This is a genomic window from Microbacterium sp. 10M-3C3 (assembly GCF_003931875.1).
Taxonomy (GTDB): domain Bacteria; phylum Actinomycetota; class Actinomycetes; order Actinomycetales; family Microbacteriaceae; genus Microbacterium.
In genome coordinates, this window is record NZ_CP034245.1 from 633,875 (window position 1) to 658,446 (window position 24,572).

The 24,572-nt window shown below is 73.4% G+C and carries 21 protein-coding genes; 12 read left to right on the plus strand and 9 right to left on the minus strand.

Annotation, left to right across the window (positions count from 1 at the left end):
* The first annotated feature begins 16 nt into the window (after window positions 1-16).
* Window positions 17-868, plus strand: a complete 852-nt coding sequence (locus EI169_RS03020; protein WP_125130878.1) for a transposase — start codon at window positions 17-19, stop codon at window positions 866-868.
* 10 nt (window positions 869-878) lie between these two features.
* Here EI169_RS03020 and EI169_RS03025 read toward each other — a convergent pair whose 3' ends face one another.
* Window positions 879-1,724 carry a helix-turn-helix transcriptional regulator gene (locus tag EI169_RS03025; protein WP_205783867.1) on the minus strand — a complete coding sequence of 282 codons (846 nt, stop codon included), beginning with the start codon at window positions 1,722-1,724 and terminating at the stop codon, window positions 879-881.
* A gap of 103 nt (window positions 1,725-1,827) precedes the next feature.
* Between EI169_RS03025 and EI169_RS03030 the strand changes: the two genes are divergently transcribed.
* The 5 genes from EI169_RS03030 (at window position 1,828) to treZ (ending at window position 9,741) form a co-directional block, all read left to right on the plus strand.
* Window positions 1,828-2,538: an SDR family NAD(P)-dependent oxidoreductase gene (locus tag EI169_RS03030; RefSeq protein ID WP_125130882.1), complete on the plus strand. Its 711-nt coding sequence runs from the start codon at window positions 1,828-1,830 to the stop codon at window positions 2,536-2,538.
* A gap of 81 nt (window positions 2,539-2,619) precedes the next feature.
* Window positions 2,620-3,111 carry a glutaminase gene (locus EI169_RS03035; protein ID WP_125130884.1) on the plus strand — a complete coding sequence of 164 codons (492 nt, stop codon included), beginning with the start codon at window positions 2,620-2,622 and terminating at the stop codon, window positions 3,109-3,111.
* Window positions 3,112-3,172: 61 nt separating this feature from the next.
* A complete protein-coding gene (glgX, locus tag EI169_RS03040) occupies window positions 3,173-5,383 on the plus strand; it encodes a glycogen debranching protein GlgX (protein ID WP_125130886.1) in 2,211 nt (736 codons plus the stop codon).
* A 1-nt stretch (window position 5,384) separates the two neighbouring features.
* The gene (treY, locus tag EI169_RS03045; protein WP_125130888.1) at window positions 5,385-7,850 is read left to right on the plus strand and encodes a malto-oligosyltrehalose synthase; all 2,466 of its coding nucleotides are present in this window, start codon (window positions 5,385-5,387) and stop codon (window positions 7,848-7,850) included.
* A 121-nt stretch (window positions 7,851-7,971) separates the two neighbouring features.
* The gene (gene treZ / locus EI169_RS03050; RefSeq protein ID WP_125130890.1) at window positions 7,972-9,741 is read left to right on the plus strand and encodes a malto-oligosyltrehalose trehalohydrolase; all 1,770 of its coding nucleotides are present in this window, start codon (window positions 7,972-7,974) and stop codon (window positions 9,739-9,741) included.
* Between the two features lie 102 nt (window positions 9,742-9,843).
* Here the strand turns inward: treZ and EI169_RS03055 are convergent, their stop codons facing one another.
* On the minus strand, window positions 9,844-10,038 hold the full coding sequence (locus EI169_RS03055; RefSeq protein WP_125130892.1) for a hypothetical protein: 195 nt from the start codon (window positions 10,036-10,038) through the stop codon (window positions 9,844-9,846).
* Between the two features lie 227 nt (window positions 10,039-10,265).
* Between EI169_RS03055 and EI169_RS03060 the strand changes: the two genes are divergently transcribed.
* Together EI169_RS03060 and EI169_RS03065 are read left to right on the plus strand one after the other, a co-directional pair.
* On the plus strand, window positions 10,266-11,471 hold the full coding sequence (locus EI169_RS03060; RefSeq protein WP_125130894.1) for a 2-oxoglutarate and iron-dependent oxygenase domain-containing protein: 1,206 nt from the start codon (window positions 10,266-10,268) through the stop codon (window positions 11,469-11,471).
* Window positions 11,472-11,489: 18 nt separating this feature from the next.
* A complete protein-coding gene (locus tag EI169_RS03065) occupies window positions 11,490-12,305 on the plus strand; it encodes a tryptophan-rich sensory protein (RefSeq protein ID WP_125130896.1) in 816 nt (271 codons plus the stop codon).
* Window positions 12,306-12,319: 14 nt separating this feature from the next.
* Here the strand turns inward: EI169_RS03065 and EI169_RS03070 are convergent, their stop codons facing one another.
* On the minus strand, window positions 12,320-13,051 hold the full coding sequence (locus EI169_RS03070; protein WP_125130898.1) for a GMP synthase: 732 nt from the start codon (window positions 13,049-13,051) through the stop codon (window positions 12,320-12,322).
* Window positions 13,052-13,085: 34 nt separating this feature from the next.
* Here EI169_RS03070 and EI169_RS03075 point away from each other — a divergent pair, with 34 nt between their 5' ends.
* Window positions 13,086-13,400 (plus strand): hypothetical protein, encoded by a 315-nt coding sequence (locus EI169_RS03075; protein WP_125130900.1) that lies wholly within the window; start codon window positions 13,086-13,088, stop codon window positions 13,398-13,400.
* A gap of 2 nt (window positions 13,401-13,402) precedes the next feature.
* Here EI169_RS03075 and EI169_RS03080 read toward each other — a convergent pair whose 3' ends face one another.
* Complete coding sequence (locus EI169_RS03080; protein WP_125130902.1) at window positions 13,403-14,008, minus strand: LysR substrate-binding domain-containing protein; 606 nt, start codon at window positions 14,006-14,008, stop codon at window positions 13,403-13,405.
* A gap of 218 nt (window positions 14,009-14,226) precedes the next feature.
* Between EI169_RS03080 and EI169_RS03085 the strand changes: the two genes are divergently transcribed.
* The gene (locus tag EI169_RS03085) at window positions 14,227-14,625 is read left to right on the plus strand and encodes a DUF1304 domain-containing protein (protein WP_125130904.1); all 399 of its coding nucleotides are present in this window, start codon (window positions 14,227-14,229) and stop codon (window positions 14,623-14,625) included.
* A gap of 6 nt (window positions 14,626-14,631) precedes the next feature.
* On the opposite strand, the gene EI169_RS03090 is transcribed toward EI169_RS03085, so the two are convergent.
* From EI169_RS03090 to EI169_RS03100, 3 genes are all read right to left on the minus strand, one after another.
* Window positions 14,632-15,039, minus strand: a complete 408-nt coding sequence (locus tag EI169_RS03090) for a transferase (protein ID WP_125130906.1) — start codon at window positions 15,037-15,039, stop codon at window positions 14,632-14,634.
* Between the two features lie 177 nt (window positions 15,040-15,216).
* The gene (locus tag EI169_RS03095) at window positions 15,217-15,993 is read right to left on the minus strand and encodes a DNA-formamidopyrimidine glycosylase family protein (protein WP_125130908.1); all 777 of its coding nucleotides are present in this window, start codon (window positions 15,991-15,993) and stop codon (window positions 15,217-15,219) included.
* Window positions 15,986-20,806, minus strand: a complete 4,821-nt coding sequence (locus EI169_RS03100; protein ID WP_125130910.1) for a DEAD/DEAH box helicase — start codon at window positions 20,804-20,806, stop codon at window positions 15,986-15,988. Before EI169_RS03100 ends, EI169_RS03095 begins: the two co-directional genes overlap by 8 nt.
* Window positions 20,807-20,906: 100 nt before the next feature.
* Here EI169_RS03100 and EI169_RS03105 point away from each other — a divergent pair, with 100 nt between their 5' ends.
* The gene (locus tag EI169_RS03105; protein WP_125130912.1) at window positions 20,907-21,161 is read left to right on the plus strand and encodes a hypothetical protein; all 255 of its coding nucleotides are present in this window, start codon (window positions 20,907-20,909) and stop codon (window positions 21,159-21,161) included.
* An 85-nt stretch (window positions 21,162-21,246) separates the two neighbouring features.
* Here EI169_RS03105 and EI169_RS03110 read toward each other — a convergent pair whose 3' ends face one another.
* Window positions 21,247-22,881: an ATP-binding cassette domain-containing protein gene (locus tag EI169_RS03110; RefSeq protein WP_125130914.1), complete on the minus strand. Its 1,635-nt coding sequence runs from the start codon at window positions 22,879-22,881 to the stop codon at window positions 21,247-21,249.
* Between the two features lie 342 nt (window positions 22,882-23,223).
* Window positions 23,224-23,871 carry an alpha/beta hydrolase-fold protein gene (locus EI169_RS03115; RefSeq protein WP_125130916.1) on the minus strand — a complete coding sequence of 216 codons (648 nt, stop codon included), beginning with the start codon at window positions 23,869-23,871 and terminating at the stop codon, window positions 23,224-23,226.
* 76 nt (window positions 23,872-23,947) lie between these two features.
* Between EI169_RS03115 and EI169_RS03120 the strand changes: the two genes are divergently transcribed.
* Window positions 23,948-24,568, plus strand: coding sequence for an NUDIX hydrolase family protein (locus tag EI169_RS03120; protein ID WP_125130918.1), 621 nt, complete (start codon window positions 23,948-23,950; stop codon window positions 24,566-24,568).
* Window positions 24,569-24,572 lie beyond the last annotated feature (4 nt).

A 24,572-nucleotide genomic window follows, 5' to 3' on the forward strand; every position in this document is an offset into this window, starting at 1 on the left:
CCGCCGAGGACGAGCCGTGCGGCAGGATGACGGCATGGCGGACGACCCGGATGCGGTGGCCGCGGCGCTGTACGCGCTGCCCCCCGCCGAGTTCACCGCCGCGCGCAACGCCCGCGCCGCGCTGCTGACCGGTGCCGCCGCGAAGGCCGTGCGCGAGCTGCGCAAGCCGTCGGTGGCCGCATGGGCGGTGAATCTGCTCGTGGCGGACGGCCAGCTGGCTGAGGCGGTCGAGCTGTCCCGCGCGCTCCACGAGGCGCAGGACGACCTCGACGCCGCCGAGCTCGCTCGGCTCGGGCGCGACCGCCGTGCGCTCGTCGCCGGCCTCGCCCGCCGGGCGACGGCACTCGCGAAGGACGCCGGCACGACGCTGAGCGCGACGGTCGTCGACGAGGTCTCCCGCACGATCAACGCCGCGATCGTCGACGAGACCGCGGCCGCCGCGGTGCTGACCGGGCGCCTCGTGCGCACGATCGGGCCCGACACCGACCCCGCCGACCTGCCCGCCGCCGTCGGCGGCACGCTGCCCGGTGTCACCCCGCGGCCCGCGCCCGCGCGCGACGACCTCGCGGCCCGTCGGGCCCGCAAGGCGGCCGAGGCCGCCGCCCGTCAGGCCGAACGCGCCGCATCCGAAGCGGAGCGCGAGCGCGTCCGCCTCGAAGCGCGCGCCCAGAAGGCCCGTGAACGCGCCGACCTGCTGCACGAGCGCGCCGACGAGCTGCGCGCAGAGCTCGCCAGGATCGAGCGCGACGCCGAGGCCGCCGACGCCGAGCGGGATGCGCGCGAGGCCGAGGCCTCGGCCGCCGCCGACCGGGCACGCGCCGCCACGCGCGATGCCGAGCGCGCGCGGAAGGCCGCCGAGGAGGCCTGACGACCGCGAGTCAGGACTCGACCAGCGACTGCGTGCCGAGCACGATCGCCAGCTGCAGCCTCTCCGCGTCGGCCGTGCCGGGCTCGGCGGTGTAGAGCATGATCCGCAGCCCGTCCTGGGCGACGACGAGGGTGTCGCAGTCCACCTGGATCGGTCCGACGAGCGGATGGTCGATGATCTTCCGCCGCCCTCCGCCCGAGCTCGGCGCATCCGCCACGGTGTCCCATAGCTCGGCGAACCGCTCGCTCGCGGCGCGCAGATCCGCGACGAGGTCGCGCAGCCGCGCGTCGGCGGGATGGCGGGCGGCGGTCGCCCGCAGATCGGCCACGAGGCTCGCCACCTGCGCGTCGTGCTCGTCGGCGCTCCGGCGGGCGCGAGAGGCGGGACCGAGGATGTTCCGCCACACGGCGTTGCGCTCCCGGCCGCGGAGCATCGAGGTCGCACCCATGAGGGCGTCGTACGGCGCGTTGGCGACGACGAGGTTCCACGCGGCGTCGTACACGACCATCGGGATGCCCTCGAACCGGTCGAGGAGCCGCTGCACGCTCGGTGGCACGTGTCCCGACACGACGCCGGCGCCCGGGTCGCGCCCGGCCAGCGCGAACAGATGGGCCCGCTCGTCGGCGTTCAGGCGCAGCGCCCGCGCGAGCGCCTCCACGACCTGTTCGGAGGGCGCCGTCGCGCGGCCCTGCTCGAGACGCGTGAGGTAGTCCACGGAGATCCCGGCGAGCGCGGCCAGCTCCTCGCGCCGCAGCCCCGGCGCACGCCGCCGCGGCCCGGTCGCGACCCCCGCTGCATCCGGGTCGACGCGGTCGCGCCACCGCCGGATCGCGCGTCCGAACTCCCCTGTCTGCACCCCACCAGTGTGCGCCCGGATGCGGCGGGCTGTCCTGGTACCGCCAGTCCTACGACGACCGGACGACTGCCTGACGGCGGCGGCGCGGCGCAGGGTGGGACGCATGACGACGACACTCATCACCGGGGCGAACAAGGGCCTCGGCAAGGAAACCGCCCGCCTCCTCGTGCACGCCGGCCACACCGTGTGGGTCGGCTCCCGCGACCCCGAGCGCGGGGAGGCGGCCGCCGCGGAGGTCGGCGGCCGCTTCGTGCAGCTCGACGTCACCGACGACGCCTCCGTCGCCGCGGCTTTCGCCACGATCGCGGCGGCGGGCGACGGGCTGGACGTGCTCGTGAACAACGCCGGCATCGCCAAGCGCCTGGGCGGCACGGCGGAGGCGCTGGACGGACCGAGCGTGCTCGAGGTGTACGACACCAACGTCGTGGGGATCGTGCGCGTCACCGAGGCGGCGCTGCCGCTGCTCGCTGCATCCGCGGATCCCGTCATCGTGAACGTCTCGAGCGCGCTCGGGTCGTTCTGGGCGACGCACGAGCCGAGCCGGCCGGCCTCGCGGTTCGTCTCGCTGGTCTACGGCTCGAGCAAGGCCGCGGTCTCGATGCTCACCGTGCAGTACGCCAAGGCGCACCCCGGGATCCGGGTCAACGCGGTCGAGCCCGGCATCACCGCCACCGAGCTCGGCGGCGGCGATCCCGGCAGCCACCCCGGTCGGCCCGCGATCGAGAGCGCCGCGGTCGTGGCGCGCTGGGCCTCGATCGGCCCCGACGGACCGACGGGGACGTTCCAGGAGGACGCCGGCGAGCTCGGCTGGTGAGGAGCGGGACGGCGCGCCCGCGCGAGCGGATGACGCCGCCCCGCCCCCGTGGCAGGATCGGAAGCCCGAGCGGAGGTGCGAATGGCGGATGCGGCGGCCGTCCATGACCTGCTCCAGCGGGCGCGCCACCGCCTCCGCGGGCATCCGACCGAAGCGCTCGGCGAGCTGCAGGTGCGGCCGCGGATCCTCGGCATCCCGCGGGCGCCGCGCATCGTGCCGGTGACCGAGGCGTGGCACCTCGGGATCCTGCTGCTCACGGAGGACGACGTCCGCGAGACCGGGCACGTCGTGCGCGCGCGGACCGAGGCGCGGCGGGGCTATGCCGCGCAGTCGCAGCGCGAGCGCGCGGCGCTCGCCGCGGCCGCGCGCCGCGGCGGGTTCGCCGAGGGACAGCCCGTGCACATCGACTGGGTCACGCTCGATCTCGACGAGCTCACTGCGCGCACGTCGCCGCTCGCGGTCCGTGACGGCGTGCCGCACATCCGGTGGAGCGCAGCCGGCGGCTACGTGCCCCTCGCGGCCTATCTCGACGAGCGCATCGACCTGCTGCTGCATCCGCCCGCGGGCGCATAACGTGCGCACCGGCGGCGGTCAACGGGCCACCGTGGATTCCCCGCTCGAATAGTGTGGCGGCGTGCAGACTTGGCCAGGATCCAGCTATCCCCTCGGGGCCACCTTCGACGGAAACGGCACCAACTTCGCCCTCTTCAGCGAGGGCGCCGAGCGCGTCGAGCTGTGCCTGTTCGGTGAGCGCGGTCGCGAGACGCGTGTCGAGATGCGCGACGTCGACGCCTACGTGTGGCACGCGTACCTCCCGAACATCCAGCCGGGGCAGCGCTACGGCTACCGGGTGCACGGGCCCTACGACCCCGCCAACGGGCAGCGCTTCAACCCGAACAAGCTCCTCCTCGACCCGTACGCGAAGGCGGTCGAGGGCCAGGTGAAGTGGGGCCAGTCGGTGTTCTCGTACACCTTCGGCGACCCGGACTCCCGCAACGACGACGACTCCGCCGCCGCCATGATGAAGGGCGTCGTCGTGAACCCCTTCTTCGACTGGACCGGCGACCGCCAGCCCAAGATCCCGTACTCGGAGACCTTCATCTACGAGGCGCACGTGAAGGGCCTCACGCAGCTGAACCCCCACGTGCCCGAGGAGCTGCGCGGCACGTACGCGGGCATCGCGCACCCCGCCGTCATCGACCACCTGCAGCGCCTGGGCGTCACCGCGATCGAGCTCATGCCCGTGCACCAGTTCGTGAACGACTCGACGCTCCAGGAGAAGGGGCTGTCGAACTACTGGGGCTACAACACGATCGCGTTCCTCGCGCCGCAGAACACCTACTCCTCGACCGGCCAGCACGGCCAGCAGGTGCAGGAGTTCAAGGCGATGGTCAAGGCGCTGCACGCCGCCGGCATCGAGGTCATCCTCGACGTCGTCTACAACCACACCGCCGAGGGCAACCACATGGGCCCGACGCTGTCGATGCGCGGCATCGACAACGAGGCGTACTACCGCCTCGAAGACGAGGACAAGCGGTACTACACCGACTACACCGGCACCGGCAACAGCCTGAACGTCGGCAACCCGCACGCGCTGCAGCTCATCATGGACTCGCTGCGGTACTGGGTGAACGACATGCACGTCGACGGCTTCCGCTTCGACCTCGCGTCGACCCTCGCGCGGGAGTTCTACGACGTCGACCGCCTCGCCACCTTCTTCGAGCTCGTGCAGCAGGACCCGGTGGTCTCGCAGGTCAAGCTCATCGCCGAGCCGTGGGACGTCGGGCCCGGCGGCTACCAGGTGGGCAACTTCCCGCCGCAGTGGACCGAATGGAACGGGAAGTACCGCGACACCGTGCGGGACTTCTGGCGGGGCGAGCCGCAGGCCCTCGGCGAGTTCGCGTCGCGCCTGACCGGATCGGCCGACCTGTACGAGCACTCGGGCCGTCGCCCCGTGGCCTCGATCAACTTCGTGACGGCGCACGACGGATTCACGCTTCGCGACCTCGTGTCGTACAACGAGAAGCACAATGACGCCAACGGCGAGGACAACAACGACGGCGAATCGCACAACCGCTCCGACAACATGGGCGTCGAGGGTCCGACCGATGACGCGGCGGTGCTCGCGGCGCGGGCGCGCCAGCAGCGGAACTTCATCGCGACGCTGCTGCTGAGCCAGGGCGTCCCGATGCTGCTGCACGGCGACGAGCTCGGTCGCACGCAGGGCGGCAACAACAACGGCTACGCGCAGGACAACGAGATCACGTGGGTCGACTGGGAGCACGCCGACCAGCCCCTCATCGAATTCACCGCGGCGCTGTCGCGCCTGCGCAAGGAGCACCCGAGCTTCCGTCGCAGCCGCTTCTTCAACGGCCGTCCTGTGAAGATGGAGGAGGGCGCGCCGGTCCCGGACGTGGTGTGGCTGCGACCCGACGGCTCGCTCATGCAGCCGGAGGACTGGGACTCGGGCTTCGGTCGCGCAATCGGGGTCTTCCTCAACGGCCAGGGCATCCGCGAGCGCGACCGCCGCGGCGAGCCGATCACCGACAAGCACTTCATCGTGCTCTTCAACGCCGGTGACGACGCGGTCGACTTCGTCATCCCCGACGTGAAGTACAGCCCCGAGTGGGACGTGCTCGTCGACACCGCCGGCGTGCTCGCCAACAGCGACCCCGTGCAGCCGGGCGCGACGCTGTCGCTCGAGGGCAAGTCGCTCGTCGTGCTGTGCGAGCATGCACTGCCCGAGCCGGAGATCGACCACTCGGTCGCGGCGTCGCTGACCTTCCAGGCCGGCACGATCTCGCCCGACGACGTCCCCGCGCCCGCCCCCAAGCCGGAGCTGTGACGTGACCGGTCGCCCCCTCTCGACCTACCGGCTGCAGATCCGGGAGTCGTTCGACCTCGGCGCCGCGGCATCCGTCGCCGACTACCTGCGCGACCTGGGCGTGTCATGGGCGTACCTCTCGCCGCTGCTGAAGGCGACGCCCGGCTCCGACCACGGCTACGACGTGGTCGATTCGTCGCTCGTCGACCCCGCGCGCGGCGGCGCCGCAGGGCTCGACCGCTTCGTCGCGGCGGTTCGCGCCGCCGGCCTCGGCGTGCTCGTGGACATCGTCCCCAACCACATGGGCGTGTCGATCCCGCGGGAGAACCCGTGGTGGTGGGACGTGCTGCGCCTCGGACGGGAGTCGGTGTACGCGGACGCGTTCGACATCGACTGGGAGGTCGGCGGCGGCCGCGTGCTCGTGCCGGTGCTCGGCGCCTCGCTCGAGGAGATCATCGCGGCCGGCGACATCGTCATCGACCCCGAGCCGGCGGATGACGCGCCCTCGGGGGTGCTGCGCTACTTCGACCACGCGCTGCCCCTCGCGCCCGGGTCGCTCGACGACGCCGGCCCGTCGGCGGGCGCCGCGACGTGGGCCGAGCCCGACACCGTGCGGGCGATCCTGGAACGGCAGCACTACGAGCTGCGATTCTGGCGCGACGAAGCGGCCCACCTGAACTACCGCCGCTTCTTCGCCGTGACCACCCTCGCGGGCCTCCGCGTCGAGCGGCCGGACGTGTTCGCCGCCTCTCACGCCGAGATCTTGCGGTGGGTGCGGGAGGGGCTCGCGGACGGGCTGCGCATCGACCACCCCGACGGACTCCTCGACCCCGGCGGCTACCTCGAGCAGCTCGCGGCGGCGATGCGCGAGGCCGGCGACGCCGAGCCGTACGTGCTCGTGGAGAAGATCCTCGAGCACGGCGAGGCGCTGCCGTCGTGGTGGGAGACCGCCGGCACGACCGGGTACGACGCGATGGCCGAGGTCGCGCGCGTGCTCGTCGACCCGGCGGGCGAGGCTCCGCTCGACGCCCTCGACGCGCGCCTGCGGACCGAGACGGGCCTGGATCCCTCGACGGGCTGGCACGACCTCATCCACGACACCAAGCGCATGATCGCCGACACGATCCAGGTCGCCGAGATCCGCCGGCTCGTGCGCGCCCTTCGACGAGCTCAGGGACCGGGTGCCGGGGCGGCTTCCGGAACGGGCGCGGGAGCGGCGGATGCGGCCACCCTGCAGGACGCGCTGGCCGAGTTGCTGACGTGCTTCCCGGTGTACCGCTCGTACCTGCCGGCCGGCGCCGAGCACCTCGTTGCCGCGGCGGCCGAGGCATCCGCGCGTCGTCCCGACCTCGCCGACACGATCGCCGCGCTCGTCCCGGTGCTCTCGGACCCCTCGCTCGAGGTCGCGCGCCGGTTCCAGCAGACGACGGGGCCGGTCATGGCCAAGGGCGTCGAAGACACCGCCTTCTATCGCTACTCGCGGCTCGGCCCGCTCACCGAGGTCGGCGGCGACCCGTCGGAGTTCGCGCTTCCCGTCGCGGGCTTCCACGCCGCGCAGATCGCGCGGCACGCCGCGTGGCCCCACGCGATGACGGCGCTCTCGACACACGACACCAAGCGCGGCGAAGACGTCCGCGCGCGACTGACCGTGCTCGCGGAGATCCCCGCCCGCTGGGCGGAGGTGCTCGAGCGCTTCCGCGCCGTCGCATCCACCGGCCACGGGCCGTTCGACAGCCTGCTGTGGCAGGCGATCGTGGGCGCGTGGCCGGGGCTCGATGAGGCGCGCGGCGAGGTGTTCCGCGATCGCCTGCACGCGTACGCCGAGAAGGCGGCACGCGAGGCGGCCGAGGCGACGGGGTGGTGGGACCCCGTCGAGGCGTTCGAAGCCCGGATGCACGCCGTCGTGGATGCGGCGACCGGCGCGGCAGCGGCCGACATCGACGCGTTCGTGTCCGAGATCGCCGCCGCGGGGTGGAGCAACGGGCTCGCGCAGAAGCTGCTGCAGCTGGCCGGACCGGGCGTGCCCGACGTGTACCAGGGCTCGGAGCTGTGGGAGATGTCGCTCGTCGACCCCGACAACCGCCGCGCCGTCGACTTCGACGCGCGGGCGCGGATGCTCGCCGAGCTCGACGCCGACGGCGACCTCCCCGCGGTCGACGCGGGCGGTGCTGCCAAGCTGCTCGTCACCTCCCGCACGCTGCGGCTCCGGCGCGAGCGGCCCGACCTGTTCACGCGGTACACGCCGCTCACGGTCGTCGGCTCGGCGGCCGATCACGCCGTGGCCTTCGACCGCGGCGGCGCGCTCGCCGTCGCCACCCGCCTGCCCGTCGGCCTCGCGCGCCGCGGCGGCTGGGGGGACACGCTGCTGCTGCGGACCCCGGCGCCGGTCGTCGACGCGTTCACGGGCCGCCGCTTCGCCGGCTCCGAGCTGCGACTGGCCGACGTGCTGTCTGTCTACCCCGTCGCGCTGCTCGTCCCCGAGGCGTGACGATCGTGACGCCTGTCGCGAGCGCGCACGATTCTCGCGATCGAGCATGGGATGCGCCGCATCTCGTGCGCGGTCGCGGCGAAGGTGCGGGCTCGCGGACCGAACGAGGAGAGGACCCCCGATGATCGAGGTGTGGGCGCCGAAGGCGCAGCGCGTGCGGATGCGACGGCTCGCGGACGACGGCGCGACGACGGTCGAGGACGTCGAGCTGCACGCCGCGGACGGCGGGTGGTGGCGCGCCGATGTCGCCCTGTCGGACGGGGAGCGCTACGGCTTCGTGCTGGGCGGCGACGACGGTGGGGGCGACCTCCGCCCCGACCCGCGCTCCCGGCGGCAGCCCGACGGCGTGCACGGTGCATCCGCGTGGTTCGACCCCTCGACGCACGAGTGGACGGATGTGGCGTGGACCGGCCGCCCGCTCGCCGGCGGCCTCATCTACGAGCTGCACATCGGCACGTTCACGCCCGAGGGGACCCTCGACGCCGCGATCGAGCGCCTCCCGCACCTCGTCGAGCTCGGTGTGACGCACGTCGAGCTGCTGCCGGTGAACGGCTTCAACGGCGTGTGGAACTGGGGGTACGACGGCGTGCTGTGGTACACCGTGCACGAGGCGTACGGTGGCCCGGCCGCGTATCAGCGCTTCGTGGATGCGGCGCACCGGGCGGGCCTCGCCGTCATCCAGGACGTCGTCTACAACCACCTCGGTCCGAGCGGCAACTACCTCCCGGAGTTCGGCGAGTACCTCCGCACCGGCAGCCGCAACACGTGGGGCGACTCGGTCAACCTCGACGAGGACGCCGTGCGCGCGTACATCGTCGAGAACGCGCTGATGTGGATGCGCGACTACCGCGTCGACGGGCTGCGCCTCGACGCCGTGCACGCGCTCCTCGACCACCGTGAGCCGCATCTCCTCCAGGAGCTCGCCGCGGCGACCGACGCGCTCGCCGCCCACCAGCAGCGGCCGCTCACCACGATCGCCGAGTCGGACATGAACGACCCGAAGCTCATCCTGCCGCGCGAGGCCGGCGGGTACGGGCTGACCGCGCAGTGGTCGGACGACTGGCATCACACCGCCCACGTCGCCGTCACCGGCGAGACGATCGGGTACTACGCCGACTTCGAGGCGCTCGAGGCGTACACGAAGGTGACCGAGGGCGGGTTCTTCCACGACGGCACGTACTCGTCGTTCCGAGGGCGCGACCACGGGCACCCCATCCCGGCCGACGTGCCGGCGTGGCGCCTCGTGACGTTTGCGCAGGACCACGACCAGATCGGCAACCGTGCGGCGGGCGACCGGCTGTCGCAGACGCTGTCGTTCGAGCGCCTGGCCGTGACGGCCGTGCTCACCCTCACCACCCCGGGCACGCCGATGCTCTTCATGGGCGAGGAGTGGGGCGCCTCGACGCCGTGGCAGTTCTTCACGTCGCATCCGGAGCCCGAGCTCGGCGAGGCGACCGCGAAGGGGCGCATCGCGGAGTTCGAGCAGATGGGGTGGGACGAGTCCGTCGTCCCCGACCCGCAGGACCCCGAGACCTTCCGCCGCTCGAAGCTCGACTGGGACGAGGTCGATCGCGACGACCACGCGCGGCTGCTGCAGCTGTACCGCGACCTCGCCCGGGTGCGCCGCGAGCGTCCGGAGCTCACCGACCCGGCCTTCTCCGTGCGCACGGCGTTCACGGAGGAGCTCGCGGGGGGCCGCGCGTACGGCTTCCGCTCGGGCGACCTGTCGGTGCTCGCGAACCTCTCCGACGAGCCGTTCCACGCGGAGGTCGCCGGCGACGCGGTCGTCCTGCTGGCGACGGATGCGGCGGTGTCGCTGGAGCCCGGGCGCGTCACCCTGCCGCCCGAGTCGGCCGTGATCGTCGCGCCCGCCGCCGCTTCCGCCCTCTGAGCCGCGCAGAATTCAGGCTGAGCGGTCGTTCACGGCCGATCACGGCCTGCCATCGCCCGTCGAGCCTGAATTCTGCGCAGCCGGCCGGCGAAGCGCGTGCGGTCAGTCCTCGTCATCGTCGAGGCGCACGGGGCGGTCGTCGTCGAGCGGCGGCGCGGGCGCCGCATCCGCCGGGTCGAGCGGCCGTTCGTCGTCGGGCAGCGCCGTCGAGACGTCCTCGTCCGGGTCGGCCGGGCGGTCCTCGTCGGTCGGCTCGTGCTCGAGAGGCAGATCGGATGGGGAGAACTCGGTGGACATGCGTGCTCCTTCCTCGCTGCGGACGACGCCAGCCTAGGCACGCCCAGCAACCGTCGCACGGGGTTGCGCGGCCGGCGCCGAGGTCGTAACCCGCACGAAACGCGCGCGGGCGTACCGTGGTGCCGACGCTCATGAAAGCGAGTCCCCCGCACCGCCGGGCGATGGGAAAGCGTGAAGCGGCTGCCTGCACGAGCCGCCGTCGGCGGCCTCCGAACAGAGGAGTTGCCATGACCTTCCACGTCCCCACCGTCGACATCGCCGCGTACGTCGACGACGGCGCCCCCGAGGCGCGCGCCCGAGTCGCTCAGCAGATCGACGACGCGTGCCGCACGGTCGGGTTCATCCAGATCACCGGGCACGGCATCCCGAACGCCGTCATCCGCGGGCTCACCGAGGCGATGGACGCGTTCTTCGCGCTCGACTTCGAGCGCAAGAAGACCTGGCGCACGCCGCCGGAGATCAACCGCGGGTACACACCGCCGAAGTCGGAGTCGCTGAGCCTGTCGCTCGGCGTGGAGTCGGCCAACCGGATGAACGACTTCTTCGAGGCCTTCAACATCGGCGCGGGGCAGTCCGCCTACCCGGATGCGCCGGGGCTTCCGCAGCCCGACTACGCCGAGAACGTGTGGCCCGACGTGGCCGGGTTCGAAGCCGGCGTGAGCGCGTACTTCGCCGAGGCGGCCCGCGTGGCCCGTACGATGACGCGCATCTTCGCCGACGCGCTCGGACTTGCGCCGGGCTTCTTCGCCGAGCGCACCGGGCACTCCCTCGACGTCATGCGCATGAACAACTACGCGCTGCCGCCCGGCACCGACGTCACGCTCGACGGCGACCTCATCGGCATGGGGGAGCACACCGACTACGGCATCGTGACGATCCTGTGGGCCGACCAGGTCGCAGGGCTCCAGGTGCTCGGCGCGGACGGGTCGTGGAACGACGTGCAGCCGGCCGACGGGGCGCTCCTCATCAATCTCGGCGACGTCACCGCCCGCTGGACCAACGAGCGCTGGTTGTCGACGCTGCACCGCGTCAAGCCGCCCGTGATCGACGGCACGATCCAGCGGCGCCGGTCGGCCGCGTTCTTCCACGACGGCGACGTGGATGCGGTCATCCGCACGCTGCCGTCGTGCGTCGACGCGCAGCATCCGGACCTCTACGAGCCTGTGACGATCGGCGAGCACATCCGCGCGAAGCTCGCCGGCTCGCGCCTGGCGTGCGCAACGCCGCCGCGGAGCGCGAGGGCGCGCGCGTGCTCGCGAGCCGCCGCTGAGCGCGCGGATACTCGCGAGCCGCCGCTGAGCGCGCGGAATTCAGGCTCGAGCGCCGCTCGCCGCCCGCTGCGGGCGACCAAGAGACGGTTCGGCCTGCATTTTGCGCGGGTGCGGGCGAGCGCGTCTCGGCGGGATGTCAAGAGGGGCAGGGTGGATCGCTAGATAAGCTAGGTTTCTGGCATGCGCGACACGTCACCCGCTCGTCCCTCGGACCTCGGCCGTCAGATCGGCGTGATCTCGGCCGTGGTGTTCATGCTCATCGCCGCGATGATCGGCACGGGCCTGTTCGGCGGCACCCCCGTGCAGGATCTGCAGAACGGCGCCCTCGACACGGACGGCTCGTACCTCGCCCCCGCGCGCCAGGCGTTCTCGATCTGGTCGGTGATCTACGCCGGCTTGATCGCGTACACCGTGTGGCAGGCGCTTCCGGGGCAGCGGGCCAACCCCCGCCAGCGCGCGATCGGATGGCTCGTCGCGGTGACCGCCGTCCTCAACGGCCTGTGGCTCATCACGGCGCAGTTCCTCACCCTGCCGCTGACGCTCGTCGCGATCGTGCTTCTGCTCGCCGCCCTCGGTCTCACGCTCCGTCGCGCCGTCGTCTCGCGCGAACGCGGCGACGGGATCATCGACGCGATCCTCATCGACGGCGTGACGGGCCTGCATCTCGGCTGGGTGACGATCGCGACCGCCGCCAACGCCGCGGCGCTGCTCACCCAGACTCTTCCCTCCTCGGCGGCGCAGTTCGCCACGCCCCTGGGCATCGCGGTGCTCGTGGCCGTGGTCGCCATCGCGCTGACGACGGCGTGGGCGAGCGGCTGGCGCGTCACGCCCGCGCTGGCGACGGCGTGGGGCGTCTCGTGGCTCGCGGTGGGGCGTCTCGCCGGTGACCCGGAAAACACCGGGATCGGCGTCACCGCGCTCATCGTCGCCGCCGTCATCGCGCTCGTGCCGCTCGTCGTCGCGGGTCTGCGGCTCCTGCGCCCGTCCGTCGACTGAGCTGCGCGCCCCGCTCAGGCGGTCGCGCGTGCGGCGAACGCGCGCAGGATCGCGTGCGGGTGCCGCACGTCGGCGGCGCGCACGCGTGCGGCCAGCACGTCATACTCCTCGGGATCGAAGTACCCGTCGTTGCGGTAGATGGCCATGCGCTCGGTGAACGCGACGGGATCGGGTTCGGGGTGGAACTGCGTCGCCCACAGCTGCGTTCCCACGCGGTAGGCCTGCACGGGGCATGCGTCGTTCTCGGCGAGCACGACCGCGCCGGGCGGGGCGGATGCGGCGCCCTCCTTGTGCGCGGTCAGCGCGGCGAACTCGGCCGGCAGCCCGCCGAACAGCGCATCCCCGGTCGCGGCAGGGGTGAGGCGGATCCGCGCCGGGCCGGTGTCCTCCGGGAACTCGCGCGACACCTCGCCCCCCAGCATCCGCGTGACGACGCCGATGCCGTAGCACGTGAACAGCGCGGTCGTGCGGGCCTCGGCGGCGGCAGCGGCGATGCGCTCGAGGTCGGCCTCCTGCCGACGTTGCGCGTCGGACTTGTCGCACTCCGGATCGGTGAGGTTGAAGGGGCTGCCGCCCACGACGAACCCGCCGTATCGCGTGAACGCGTCGTCGGGCAGCGGCTCGCGCACGAGGTCGTGACGCGCGAGCGCGTCGCCGAGACCGGTCGCCGCGCGGAACGACGCGTACTCGCCGTCCGCCGCCTGCCGCTGCGGCCGCACGCAGACGTACAGGAGCGGCAAGGGCATGGCGCGATTCTAGGCGGAGGCCGACAATGTGGTCATGACGGCTGACGCACGGCGATACGCACGGGGACATGTGCTGGCTGCGGATGCGGGGGCCGCGGCCGACGTCCGCGAGGTCGCCGACCGGCGGGGCTGGGACGTCGAGGTGGAGGCGCTCACGGGTGGCGCGGCGCCGGTGCGTGCCGAGATCGTCGAGGGGATCCGCTTCGCCGAGCCGCTGCGCGTGCGACTCATCGCCCGCGACGGCGGCCGGGCGCCCGACGCCGCCGAGGTGATCCGCGCCCTCGCGGGACGCTCGGACGTGTGGCTCGACGACGGGCGTGCGCTCGACGACGGCGCGCGGGGCCGCTGAGGTCAGCGCGACGAGCGGGCCGTCCGGCCGCGCACGATCCCCGCGAGCGTCTGCGTGCGCTCGTCGTCGGCGTCGCGTCGCCACGCGAGAGCGACGGTCGAGACCGGCCCGTCGCGCAGCGGCCGCGCCGCGACATCCTTCCGCGCGTGCAGCCGCGCGAGCGACATGGGCACCACGACCACGCCGACGCCTGCGGCGACGGTCGCGATCGCGTCCGCGGTCGTCTCGGGCGGAGCGAACGCGGGCGTCACGGTGTCGGGCAGCCGCGCGTCGAGGACGTCGTCGCGCGGCACGATGAGGACCTCGCCCGCGAGGTCGGCCGGCTGGAGCTCGTCGGCGGCCGTGAGGTGCGAATCGATCGCCGCGACAACGACGGGGACCTCGTCGTAGAGGCGCACGACGTGCAGGGCGTCGTCGGCGATGGGCAGGCGGACGAGCGCGGCATCGAGCCCGCCCGGCGCGAGTGCGTCGGCCTGCGCGGCCACGGCGATCTGCTCGAGGACGAGCGGCGTGCCGGGTATCTGCTCCTCCCACGCGGCGAGCCACTTGCCGGGCATCACGCCGGGCACGATCCCGAGGCGGAAGGGCGCGGCGGGAGCTGCGGACATCCCGGGCGCGATCGGCTTCGCATCGCGCCGCGACTTTCCCCCGGAGCGCCCGGATGCGGCAGAGCGCCCGGACGCAGCGGGGCGCCCGGATGCGGCGGAGCGCCGGGGTCCGCCGCGTCGAGCCATGCCGCCAGGGTATCCCGCCGGGAGGTGTCGCCATCGGCCCGCCCACCGCGTGGCCCGCTCGGGCGGGCACGACCCGGCGCTATCGTTCGAGCATGATCGCGATCCTGGGCTCGGTGTGCGCGGCGCTCGGCGCCCTGCTGCACGTCTACATCTTCGTGATGGAGAGTGTGCAGTGGACGACACCTCGTGTGTGGAAGGTGTTCGGCATCTCCGATCAGGACACCGCCGAGCGCACGCGCGGCATGGCGTACAACCAGGGCTTCTACAACCTGTTCCTCGCCATCGGGGCGGCGCTCGGCGTGATCCTGTTCTGGGTGGGCGGCCCGGGCTCGGTGCCCGAGGTGGCCGGGCGCACGCTCGCGCTCTTCGCGCTGGGCAGCATGGCGGCCGCGGCGCTCGTGCTCTTGACGTCGGGCCGGCGCTACGCGCGACCCGCGATCATTCAGGGCACCGTGCCGCTGATCGGCTTCGTCCTGTTCGTCTTCGCCTGAGCGGCGTCAGGCAGCCAGGCGAAGACCGCGACGGTCGGTCGCGACGGTCTCGCCGTCCGCGATCGTCTCGTCGTCGCCGATGAGCGAGCCGACCGCCACGCGCGCACCGGTTCCGATGTGCGCGCGCACGCCGATGGTGGCTCCCGCGCCGATCGCAGCACCGGTCCCCACGTGCGCGTGGGGAGCGATGTGCGCCTTGGGACCGATCAGGGCGTCGCTCTCGATCCAGGCACCGCGCCCGATCTCCGCGCCCTCCGCGACCTGGGCCCCAGGTTCGACATACGCCCCCGCTTCGACGACCGCGCTCGGGTGCACCTTGGCGCCGTGCGCGATGAAGCCGCGACCATTGACGTGCTTGCGATAGCGCAGGGTCTCGCCGCGGTCGTTCTCGATGTCGATGTAGTTCTTGCCCACGTTCTCCTCCGGCGGCGCCGTTCGACGCCGACACTTGCTCCAACAGCGAGGGACTCCTGTGCATTCCCTCGCATGCTGTTCGAGGCCGGTCGCGTCGCGGATTCCCCGCCGCACGACTCTCCCTCGCCGCGCGGACATGGCGCACCGGGTTGACAGCTCGCCCGCGGACGGAGCGCTTCACGCCCGCTGGCAGACGGGGCACCAGAACACGTTGCGCTCGCTCGTGGCGGAGGCGCCGAGCGAGCCTTCGCGGATGAGCGTGCCGCACCGGCGGCAGGGCTGGCCGGCGCGGCCGTACACCCACGTGCGCCGTCCCGGACGGCTGTCGCCCGTGAAGGTGCGTTCGCGGCGTGGCAGGTTGGCGCGGATCATGCGCACGCCCACGTCGATCAGCGCCGCCGCGTCGACCTCCGTCGCGGGTGTCGTCGGCGCGATGCCCCGGACGAACAGCATCTCGTTCGCGTACTCATTGCCGAAGCCGGCGACGTTGCGCTGGTCGAGCAGAGCCACGTGGGCCGGACGCGGGTCGGCGGCGAGCCGGCGCGTCGCCTCCGCCGCATCCCAGTCCGCGGCCAGCGGATCGGGCCCGAGATGCCCGACGACGCGCTCCTCCTCGGCTGTGGGCAGCACCTCGACCATCGCGAGGTCGAAGCCGACCGTCTCCGCGCGCGCGGTGCCGACCACGGCCCGCGCCGCGTACGCGGGGCGGCGCCACCGGGCGCCGGGGGCGTACACGTCCCACCGGCCCTCCATCTTCAGATGCGAATGCAGCGAGTACGCGCCGATCCGCTCGAGGAGATGCTTGCCCCGTGCGACGACGGATGTCACCGTTTCGCCGCGCAGGTCTGCGACGGCGCTGCGCGGCACCCGGATGTCGAACCGCGTCACCTCGCCGCCGACGAGCGCGGCCGCGAGGCGCTCGGCCGTGCGGTAGACGGTGTCGCCCTCAGGCACGCGCGGCCTCGCGGAGCTGATCCCCGGCCGTCGTCCGCCGGAGCGTGAGGCCGCGGGGCGATTCGACGAACCCGGCATCGCGCAGCGCCTGGCCCACCGGGGTGCCGTACACGAACGCGCCGTTGACCTGCTCGACGGTCAGGGTGTCGAGCCGGCGGCCGCGGGCAGTGCCGGCGAGGTCGCGCGCGGCGGCGGTGAGCCGCTCGATGTCGTCGGTGAAGGCGAGTGCCGTGCGCCCCCCGCGCTCGAGGTACAGCGTGAGCACGCCGTCGACGAGCACGACGAGGCCGCCGGCCTTGCGGCCTGGTCGGTGCGACACGCCCTCCAGCGCGGGCCAGCCGAGGGCCGCGCCGTACGGGTTCGCCGGGTCGGTGGCGGCGAGGGTCACCGTGCGCAGCGGCGGCGGGTCGGGGACTGCGGCGAATTCACGCAGACGGTCGACGGTCGTGGATGCGGCGAACTGGGCGGCGCCGAGCTTCTCGATCACGTACCCGCGGCGGCAGTGCCCCGCCTCTTCGAACCCGGACAGGATGCGGTAGACCTGCGCGAACCCCCCGGGCACGCCTTCGGACTGGACGGCGCCGCGCGTGACGACGCCGTAGCGATCGAGGAGCAGGCTCGCGGTCGCCGTCGCCCGCAGCGTCGGATCGCCCTCGGGCTGCGGCAGCAGCGACCAGCGCCCGCCGAGTGCCGGCGGTCGTGGCGGCGTCGACGTGCGCGGGAGCGCGGTGCCCCGGTACAGGCGTGCCCGCGGTGCGCGCCGGGCGACCCGGTGCGCCTGACCCCCGCCGCCGACGAGCGTGCGCACGGGCGCGAACGTGTCGTTGGTCACGCGCCCGGCCCATGTGAGGTTCCACAGCGCCTCGACGACGGACTGCTCGTTCTCGGCGCCGACGGCCTGCCGCAGCTGCGCGGCGAAGTATGCCCCGCCCGCGCCGAGCGCCTCGACGATGCGCGCTTCGAGGCCGTCGGCGGCGAGCTCGTCGTCCGGTGCCGCGAGGGTGAGGGGCGCCGTATCCGCGGGATGCAGGGCGATCCAGCCGTCGCGTCCGGGCAGCGTGCCCGCGCCCGACCACACGACTTCGCCCGACGCGGTGAGCTCGTCGAGCATCGCCGGTGTGTATCCGGAGACGCGGGCCGGGAGGATGAGCGACTCCCATGCGCTGGCCGGGATCGGCACCCCCGCGAGCTGCTCGACCACCGCGGCGACCCCGTCCACGCCCTCGAGCGGCCGCGTGACGTGCTGCCACAGCGGGAGGAACCGTGCGTAGGCCTCGGGCGGCACCGGCTCGACGCTGCCGCGGATCGCCGCGAGCGAGCGCATCCGCAGCCGTCGGAGCACTTCGCTGTCGCACCACTCGGTGTCATCGCCCGCGCCCGTGGGGGCGATCGACTCCGGCAGGAAGAAGCCGCTCGCGATGCGCCCGTGCGACTCCAGGCGCTGGAGCGTCAGGCGGGCGACGGCCACGCCGACGCCCAGCCGCTCGGCGACCGCGTCGGCGCGGAAGGGCGCATGGGTGCGCGCGTAGCGGGCGACGAGGTCGCCGAGCGGATCGGCGACCGGATCCAGGAAGGCGTTCGGGATGCCCACCGGCAGCGCCGCACCGAGCGCGTCGCGCAGCCGCCCGGCGTCTTCGATCGCGGCGACGCGCGACGTCCCGGCGATCGTGACGGTGATCGCCCGCCGGTCGGCCACGAGCCGCTCGAGCAGCTCCGCGGCTTCCGCGACGGTCGCCGCCGCGTCCGTTGCGTCTGCCGAAGGGCTCGTGGCGGTATCGGTCCCCGAGCTCGTCGAAGGGCCGGTCGAAGGGCCGGTCCCGGTTCCTGAGCTCGTCGAAGGGCTCGTCGAAGGGTCGAGCCGCCCAGCCACCTCGGCGGCGTCGAGGGGGCCGAGCATGCGGAGGAGGTCGGCGACCCCTTCGAGCCCGCGCGCCCGGCGCGAGGGGTCGAGCCGCTGCGCCTCGCGCTCGAACTGCGCGATCACGTCGGGGTCGAGGAGCTCGCGCATCTCGACCTTGCCGAGCAGCTCGCCCAGCAGGGCCGGGTCGACCGACAGCGCGGCGGCACGGCGCTCGGCCAGGGGCGAGTCGCCCTCGTACATGAACGCGCCGACGTACCCGAAGAGCAGGTCGCGCGCGTACGGCGACGGCTGCGACGTCGTGGTCTCGACGACGCGGATGCGGCGGTCGGCGATGCCGCGCGCGACCCGCAGCAGCGCCGGCAGGTCGTACACGTCCTGCAGCACCTCGCGGAGCGTCTCGAGGATGATCGGGAACGTCGGGTGGCGCCGGGCCACCTCGAGCAGCTGCGCCGAGCGCTGCCGCTGCTGCCACAGCGGTGAGCGTCGGTTGGGGTTCAGGCGGGGGAGCAGCAGCGCCCGGGCGGCGCACTCCCGGAAGCGCGAGGCGAACAGCGCCGACCCGCCGACCTCGTCCGTGACGATCTGCTCGAGCTCGTCGGGCTCGAAGACGAAGAGGTCGGCGCCCGGCGGCTCGGCCGTCGCATCCGGCACCCGCGCGATGATGCCGTCGTCGCTGGCGACCGCGGCCCCTTCGACGCCGAGGCGCTCGCGGATGCGGGCGTTGACGGCGAGCGCCCACGGCGCGTGCACGGGCATGCCGTACGGAGAATGCAGGATGACGCGCCAGTCGCCCACCTCGTCGCGGCTGCGTTCGACCGTGAACGAGCGGTCGGTGGGCAGTGTCCCGGTGGCCTCGCGCTGCTCGGCGAGGTAGGACAGCAGGTTCGACACCGCGTTGTCGTCGAGGCCCGAGTCCCGCAGCCGTGCGGTCGCCTTCTCGGGCGGCGCGGCCGACAGCTCGCGCGTGAACCCGCCGAGGGCCTCGCCGAGCTCGGCCGGGCGGCCGATGCCGTCGCCATGCCAGAACGGCACCTTGCCGGGCTGGCCGAAGGCGGGCACCACGTTGACGCGGTCGTGCGTGATCTCCACGATGCGCCAGCTCGTCGTGCCGAGCGTGAACACGTCGTTCACACGCGACTCGTACACCATCTCCTCGTCGAGCTCGCCGACGCGGGCGTTCTGCGACTCGCCGGAGACGAACACGCCGAACAGACCGCGGTCCGGGATCGTGCCGCCGCTGGTCACCGCGATGCGCTGGGCGCCCGGCCGACCCGTGAGCGTGCCCGCGTCACGATCCCACACCAGGCGCGGGCGCAGCTCGGCGAACTCGTCGGACGGGTAGCGTCCGGCGAGGAGGTCGAGCGTGGCCTCGTATGCCGAGCGCGGCAGCGAGCGGAATGGCGCGCTGCGCTTGACGGTCTCGTACCAGTCCTCCACATCGACCGCACCGCGCGCGCACGCCGCGACCGTCTGCTGCGCGAGGATGTCGAGCGGGTTCTGCGGCACGGCGATGGCCTCGATGCGTCCGGCGAGCATGCGCTCGGTGACGATCGCGGTGTGCAGCACGTCGCTGCGGTGCTTCGGGAAGAGCGCCGCGCGGCTGACCTCGCCGACCTGGTGCCCCGCGCGGCCCACGCGCTGCAGACCGGATGCGGCGCTCGGCGGCGCCTCGACCTGGATCACGAGGTCGACCGACCCCATGTCGATGCCGAGCTCTAGGCTGCTGGTGGCCACGACGCAGCGCAGCGCCCCGGACTTCAGCTCGTCCTCGACCTGCGCGCGCTGCTCCTTCGACACCGACCCGTGGTGGGCCTTGGCGAGGATCGCCGGGGCGCCGGCGGAGGAACCGGCCTGCGCCATGACGGATGCCGGCACCGTCGGCTCGGGCACGTCGATGCCCAGCCGCTCGGCGTAGATCTCGTTCAGCCGGCCGGTCAGCCGCTCCGCGAGCCGGCGCGAGTTGGAGAACACGATCGTCGAGCGGTGCTGCAGGATGCGGTCGACGATCGCCTCCTCCACGTGCGGCCACACCGACCCGGTCATCTCGGTGTTCTCGGGAGGCGTCGCGAACCAGTCGCCGTCGCCGTCGCCGTCGTCGTCCTCGCGCGGCGGGCGCGGCGCCGGCGCGGTCGCGCGGGGAGGCGGCGGCGGATTGAGCATGTCGTCGACGGGCACGACGACCGACAGGTCGAAGGCCTTGGTCGCCTTCGGGGCGACGATGTCGACCGGCTGCGCCCCACCGAGGAAGCGCGCGACCTCGTCGATGGGGCGGACGGTCGCCGACAGCCCGATGCGCTGCGCGGGCGCCGCATCCGGATCGAAGCTGCGGCGCAGCGCGTCGAGGCGCTCGAGGCTCACGGCGAGGTGCGCGCCGCGCTTGGTGGCGGCGACCGCGTGCACCTCGTCGACGATCACGGTGTGGACGTCGCGGAGGGTGTCGCCGGCCTGGCTCGTGAGCATGAGGTACAGCGACTCGGGCGTCGTGATGAGGATGTCGGGCGGCTCGACGACGAGCTTGCGGCGGTCGGCGGAGGTGGTGTCACCCGAGCGGACGCCGACCGTGACCGCGGGCACGTCGAGCCCGAGGCGCCGTGCCGACTGGCCGATTCCGACCAGGGGGGAGCGGAGGTTGCGCTCGACGTCGACGCCGAGGGCCTTCAGCGGCGAGATGTACAGGATGCGCGTGCGCGACGCGGGGGGCGCGTCGCGGCGGCGCTTTTCGGCGGGCGGGCGGTAGGGCTCCCGGAACACGCGGTCGATCGCCCACAGGAAGGCCGACAGCGTCTTGCCCGAGCCCGTGGGCGCCACCACGAGGGCATGGCGGCCGGCCGAGATGGCCTCCCACGCACCGATCTGCGCCGAGGTCGGCGCGGCGAAGGCGCCACGGAACCAGTCCTGCGTGGCAGGACCGAATCTCGCCAGCACCTTCTGTGCGGCCGCGTTGGACGCCATCCCTCCATCTTGGCCGGGGCCACCGACACGCGGGCGGGGTTGACGGATCTCCGTCCCGTGGGGGATCCGCCCGCCGCGAACGCCCGCCTCCCGTGGGGGCATGACGCCACCAGGAAGCGAGAACGGACGGGATCGGCCGCAGTGGGCGTGGGGCGTCGGGATCGCCCTCGGCGTCGCGATCGGCGTGGCCCTCGGCAGTCTCTTCCAGAACATCGGCACCGGCATCGCGATCGGGGCGGGCCTGGGCGTGGCGTTCGCGCTCGCCTTCGGCGCTGCATCCGCCGACCGGAAGCCGTCTGACCCGCCGCCCGCCGCCTCGGACGATCCGCCCGCGCCCTCCGACGACCCGCGCTGACGCTTCGGGAGGAGAACCCGCGTGGGGAGGACGGATCGGCGCGGATCGCCCTCCCGAGGCCGGATCTCCTTCCCCGGCGACCGCGCTACAGCTCCCGGATGCCGTCAGGGCCGAGCTCGAGCGTCAGGTCGACGCCGAGCCGCTCGAGGAAGACCTCGTCGTGGCTGACCGCGAGCACGGCGCCGCGATAGGCCGCGAGCGCCGCGACGACTTGGTCGACCGTGTCGAGGTCGAGGTTGTTCGTCGGCTCGTCCAGCACCAGCAGCTGCGCGGGCGGGTCGGCCAGGAGCTTCCGCGCCAGCGCGACGCGGAAGCGCTCGCCGCCCGACAGCGTCGACACCGGCCGATCGACGGCGTCGCCGCGCAACAGGAAGCGCGCGAGACGATTGCGCACTTCCGGCGTCGGGACATCGGGCGCCGCAGCGGCGACGTTCTCGAGCACGGATGCCGCGTCGTCGAGGTCATCGACGCGCTGCGGCAGGTACGCCACGCGGTCGGTGTGCGCCTCGATCCGCGCGGAATTCAGGTGGAACGGGGTGTCGGCGCCCGTTCCAGCGCCGTTTCGGTCGGTAGCGCCTGAATTCCGCGCGAGTCGCTCGAGCAGCGTCGTCTTGCCGACGCCGTTGCGGCCGACGAGGGCGACACGCTCGGGGCCTTGCACGATCCACGCGCGCGAGTCGTCGCGGACGGTCAGGATGCGGCGCCCCGCCGCGACACGCGGATCGGGGAGGTCGATGTGCACCGCGTCGTCGTCGCGCACGCGGCGCCCCGCCGCATCCCACGCCGCGCGGGCGGCGTCCTCCTTGCCCCGCACCTCGGTGCGCAGTCGCCCCGCCGACACCTGTGCCGCCGAGCGGCGGCCGTGCGCGATGATCTTCGGCACGCGCTTCTCGTGCTCGGCCTTCCGCGCCATCGCCGAGCGCGTCTGCAGCTTCTGGTCGGCCTCGATGCGCTCGCGCTTCTCGCGCTTGAACGCGTGTGCGGCGTCGCGCTCGGTCCGTCGCGCCGCATCCTGCTCCGCCTCCATCCACGTCCGCCACGCGGTGTAACCGCCGCCGTACACCGACAGGTCGTTGCCGTAGAGCTCGGCGGTCTCGTCCATGTCGTCCAGCAGCGCGACGTCGTGGCTGACGACGACGAGCGCGCCCCGCCAGCCACGGAGGAGGTCGCGCAGGCGCGCTCTCGCCTCGCGGTCGAGGTTGTTGGTCGGCTCGTCGAGCAGCGTGATCGCCGGGGAGGCGAGCCGGATGCCCGCGACCGCCGCGAGCACCGCTTCGCCGCCCGAGAGCGTGCCGACCGTGCGGTCGAGCGCGTCAGTCGGCAGGCCGGCGTCGGCGAGCGCCGCGTGGGCGCGCGCCTCGACGTCCCAGTCGTCGCCGACGGCGTCGAAGTGGCGCGGATCGGCGTCGCCCGCCGCGATGGCGCGCACCGCCGCGAGAGCGCGGTCGACGCGCAGCAGCTCCGCGACGGGACGGTCGACGTCGAGCGTCAGCCGCTGGGGCAGCATTGCGACGTCGCCCGCGCGGACGACCTGGCCGGAGGTCGGCGCGAGCTCACCGGCCGCGACGCGCAGCAGCGTCGACTTGCCGGATCCGTTCCGACCGACCAGGCCCGTACGGCGTGCGCCGAACGAGCCCGATACGGCGTCCAGGGCGGCGGTGCCGTCGGGCCACTCGACCGTGACGTGGTCGAAGACGAGGGAGGGGGAGGGTGATGACATGCGGAACTCCGGGTGTGCAGAGCACTGACACCGGACCGCGTCCCCGAGGGACGAAGGGTCTACCGAGAGACGGCGGGTCGACGGTTCAGCGCGCGGACAGGGGCGCGGAAGCGTAGACGTTCTTCACCGGAGGAATCCTCACACTCGGGACAGGACTCGCCACGATAGCGCATGCGCCGCGTCGCCGCATCCGCCGACCTGCGCAGGACTCCCGCGGCGGCGTCCCCGCGGCCGCCCGCCCTGGCGCCCGGCGGCGCCACGGGAGGAGATCCCGCCGCGGGAGGGTGGATTCGGCCGAATCGCCCTCCTCAAGGCGGATCCCCTCCCGGGGCGCGAAGCCCGTCAGCCCGCCAGCCGCTTCATGAGGAACGTGCGCACGTCGGCGAGCTCGTCCTGCGACACGCTGTGCGTGAGCCCCGCGTAGACCCGGCCGCTGAGGTCGGCGTGCGCGGGCAGCCATTCCGTCGTGTGCGCGACGAGGGCGGTCGGGATGACGTCGTCGTGGGTGCCGCGCCCCCAGAACACCGGCGGACGGCGCTCGGCGAGCTCCTCGTCGCGAGGGAGTGCGCCGGGCGCGGCATAGCCCGACAGATTCACGACGAAGCCGATGCGGTCGGGGTCGAGCCGCAGCGCTTGAAGTGCGACGGCCGCTCCCTGCGAGAAGCCGAGGAGGCCGACGGATGCAGCGGGCGCGGCCGCCGCGAGCCACGCGAGCAGTCCGTGCCCCGCCGCGGTCACCGCATCCGGATCGCGACCGTCGAGCCCCTCGATCGGGTACCACGAGAAGCCGGGGGCCGGCCACGGCGGCGTGAGCGGCGCCCGGACGGCGGCGAAGACGAAGTCGTCGGGCAGGTGGGCGCTCAGGCCGAACAGGTCGCGTTCGTCCGCTCCGTAGCCGTGCAGCAGCACGAGCAGGGGACGTCCCGCCCGCTCCTCCTCGGGCACGGACCACAGCACCAGATCGGGGTCGACGCGGGGCGCAGCATCCATCCCGCCATCCTCGCAGGACCCCGCGACGTGCCGCCGTGCGCATGGAGTTCGGCCGCCGGGTTGCTATACAGGGAGCATGCCGGTTCGCACCCCCGACCCCGATCCCGCCCAGGGCGGCGACGAGAACGAGCCCCGCGAGCCCTTCACGGGGCCCTTCGAGACGGCCGGGGCGGCCTCGGCCAATCCCGGGTGGCTCAGCGACGTCGAGCTCACCGAGGCGCGCCGCCGGCTGCCGATGCTCTACGTCGAGGCGGTGCCGGTGCGCACCGACGGCATGGGCGCGGTCGTGTCTGTCGGCATCCTGCTGCGCGCGACGCCCGTGGGAGAGATCACCCGCACGATCGTGTCGGGGCGCGTGCGCTACGGCGAGACCGTGCGCGACGCGCTCTTCCGCCATCTCGAGAACGACCTCGGCCCGATGGCCTTCCCGTCGCTGCCCCCGCAGCCGACGCCCTTCACGGTGGCCGAGTACTTCCCGATCCCGGGCGTGAGCGCTTTCCACGACGACCGCCAGCACGCCGTCTCGCTCGCGTTCGTCGTGCCCGTCACCGGCACGTGCGAGCCCCGGCAGGACGCGCTCGAGGTCACGTGGCTCTCGCCCGAGGAAGCCGCATCCGACGCCCTCGCGGCCGAGATGGAGGGCGGTCGCGGCACCCTCGTGCGCCTGGCCCTCGCGAGTGTCGGCGCCCTGCGCTGACGCG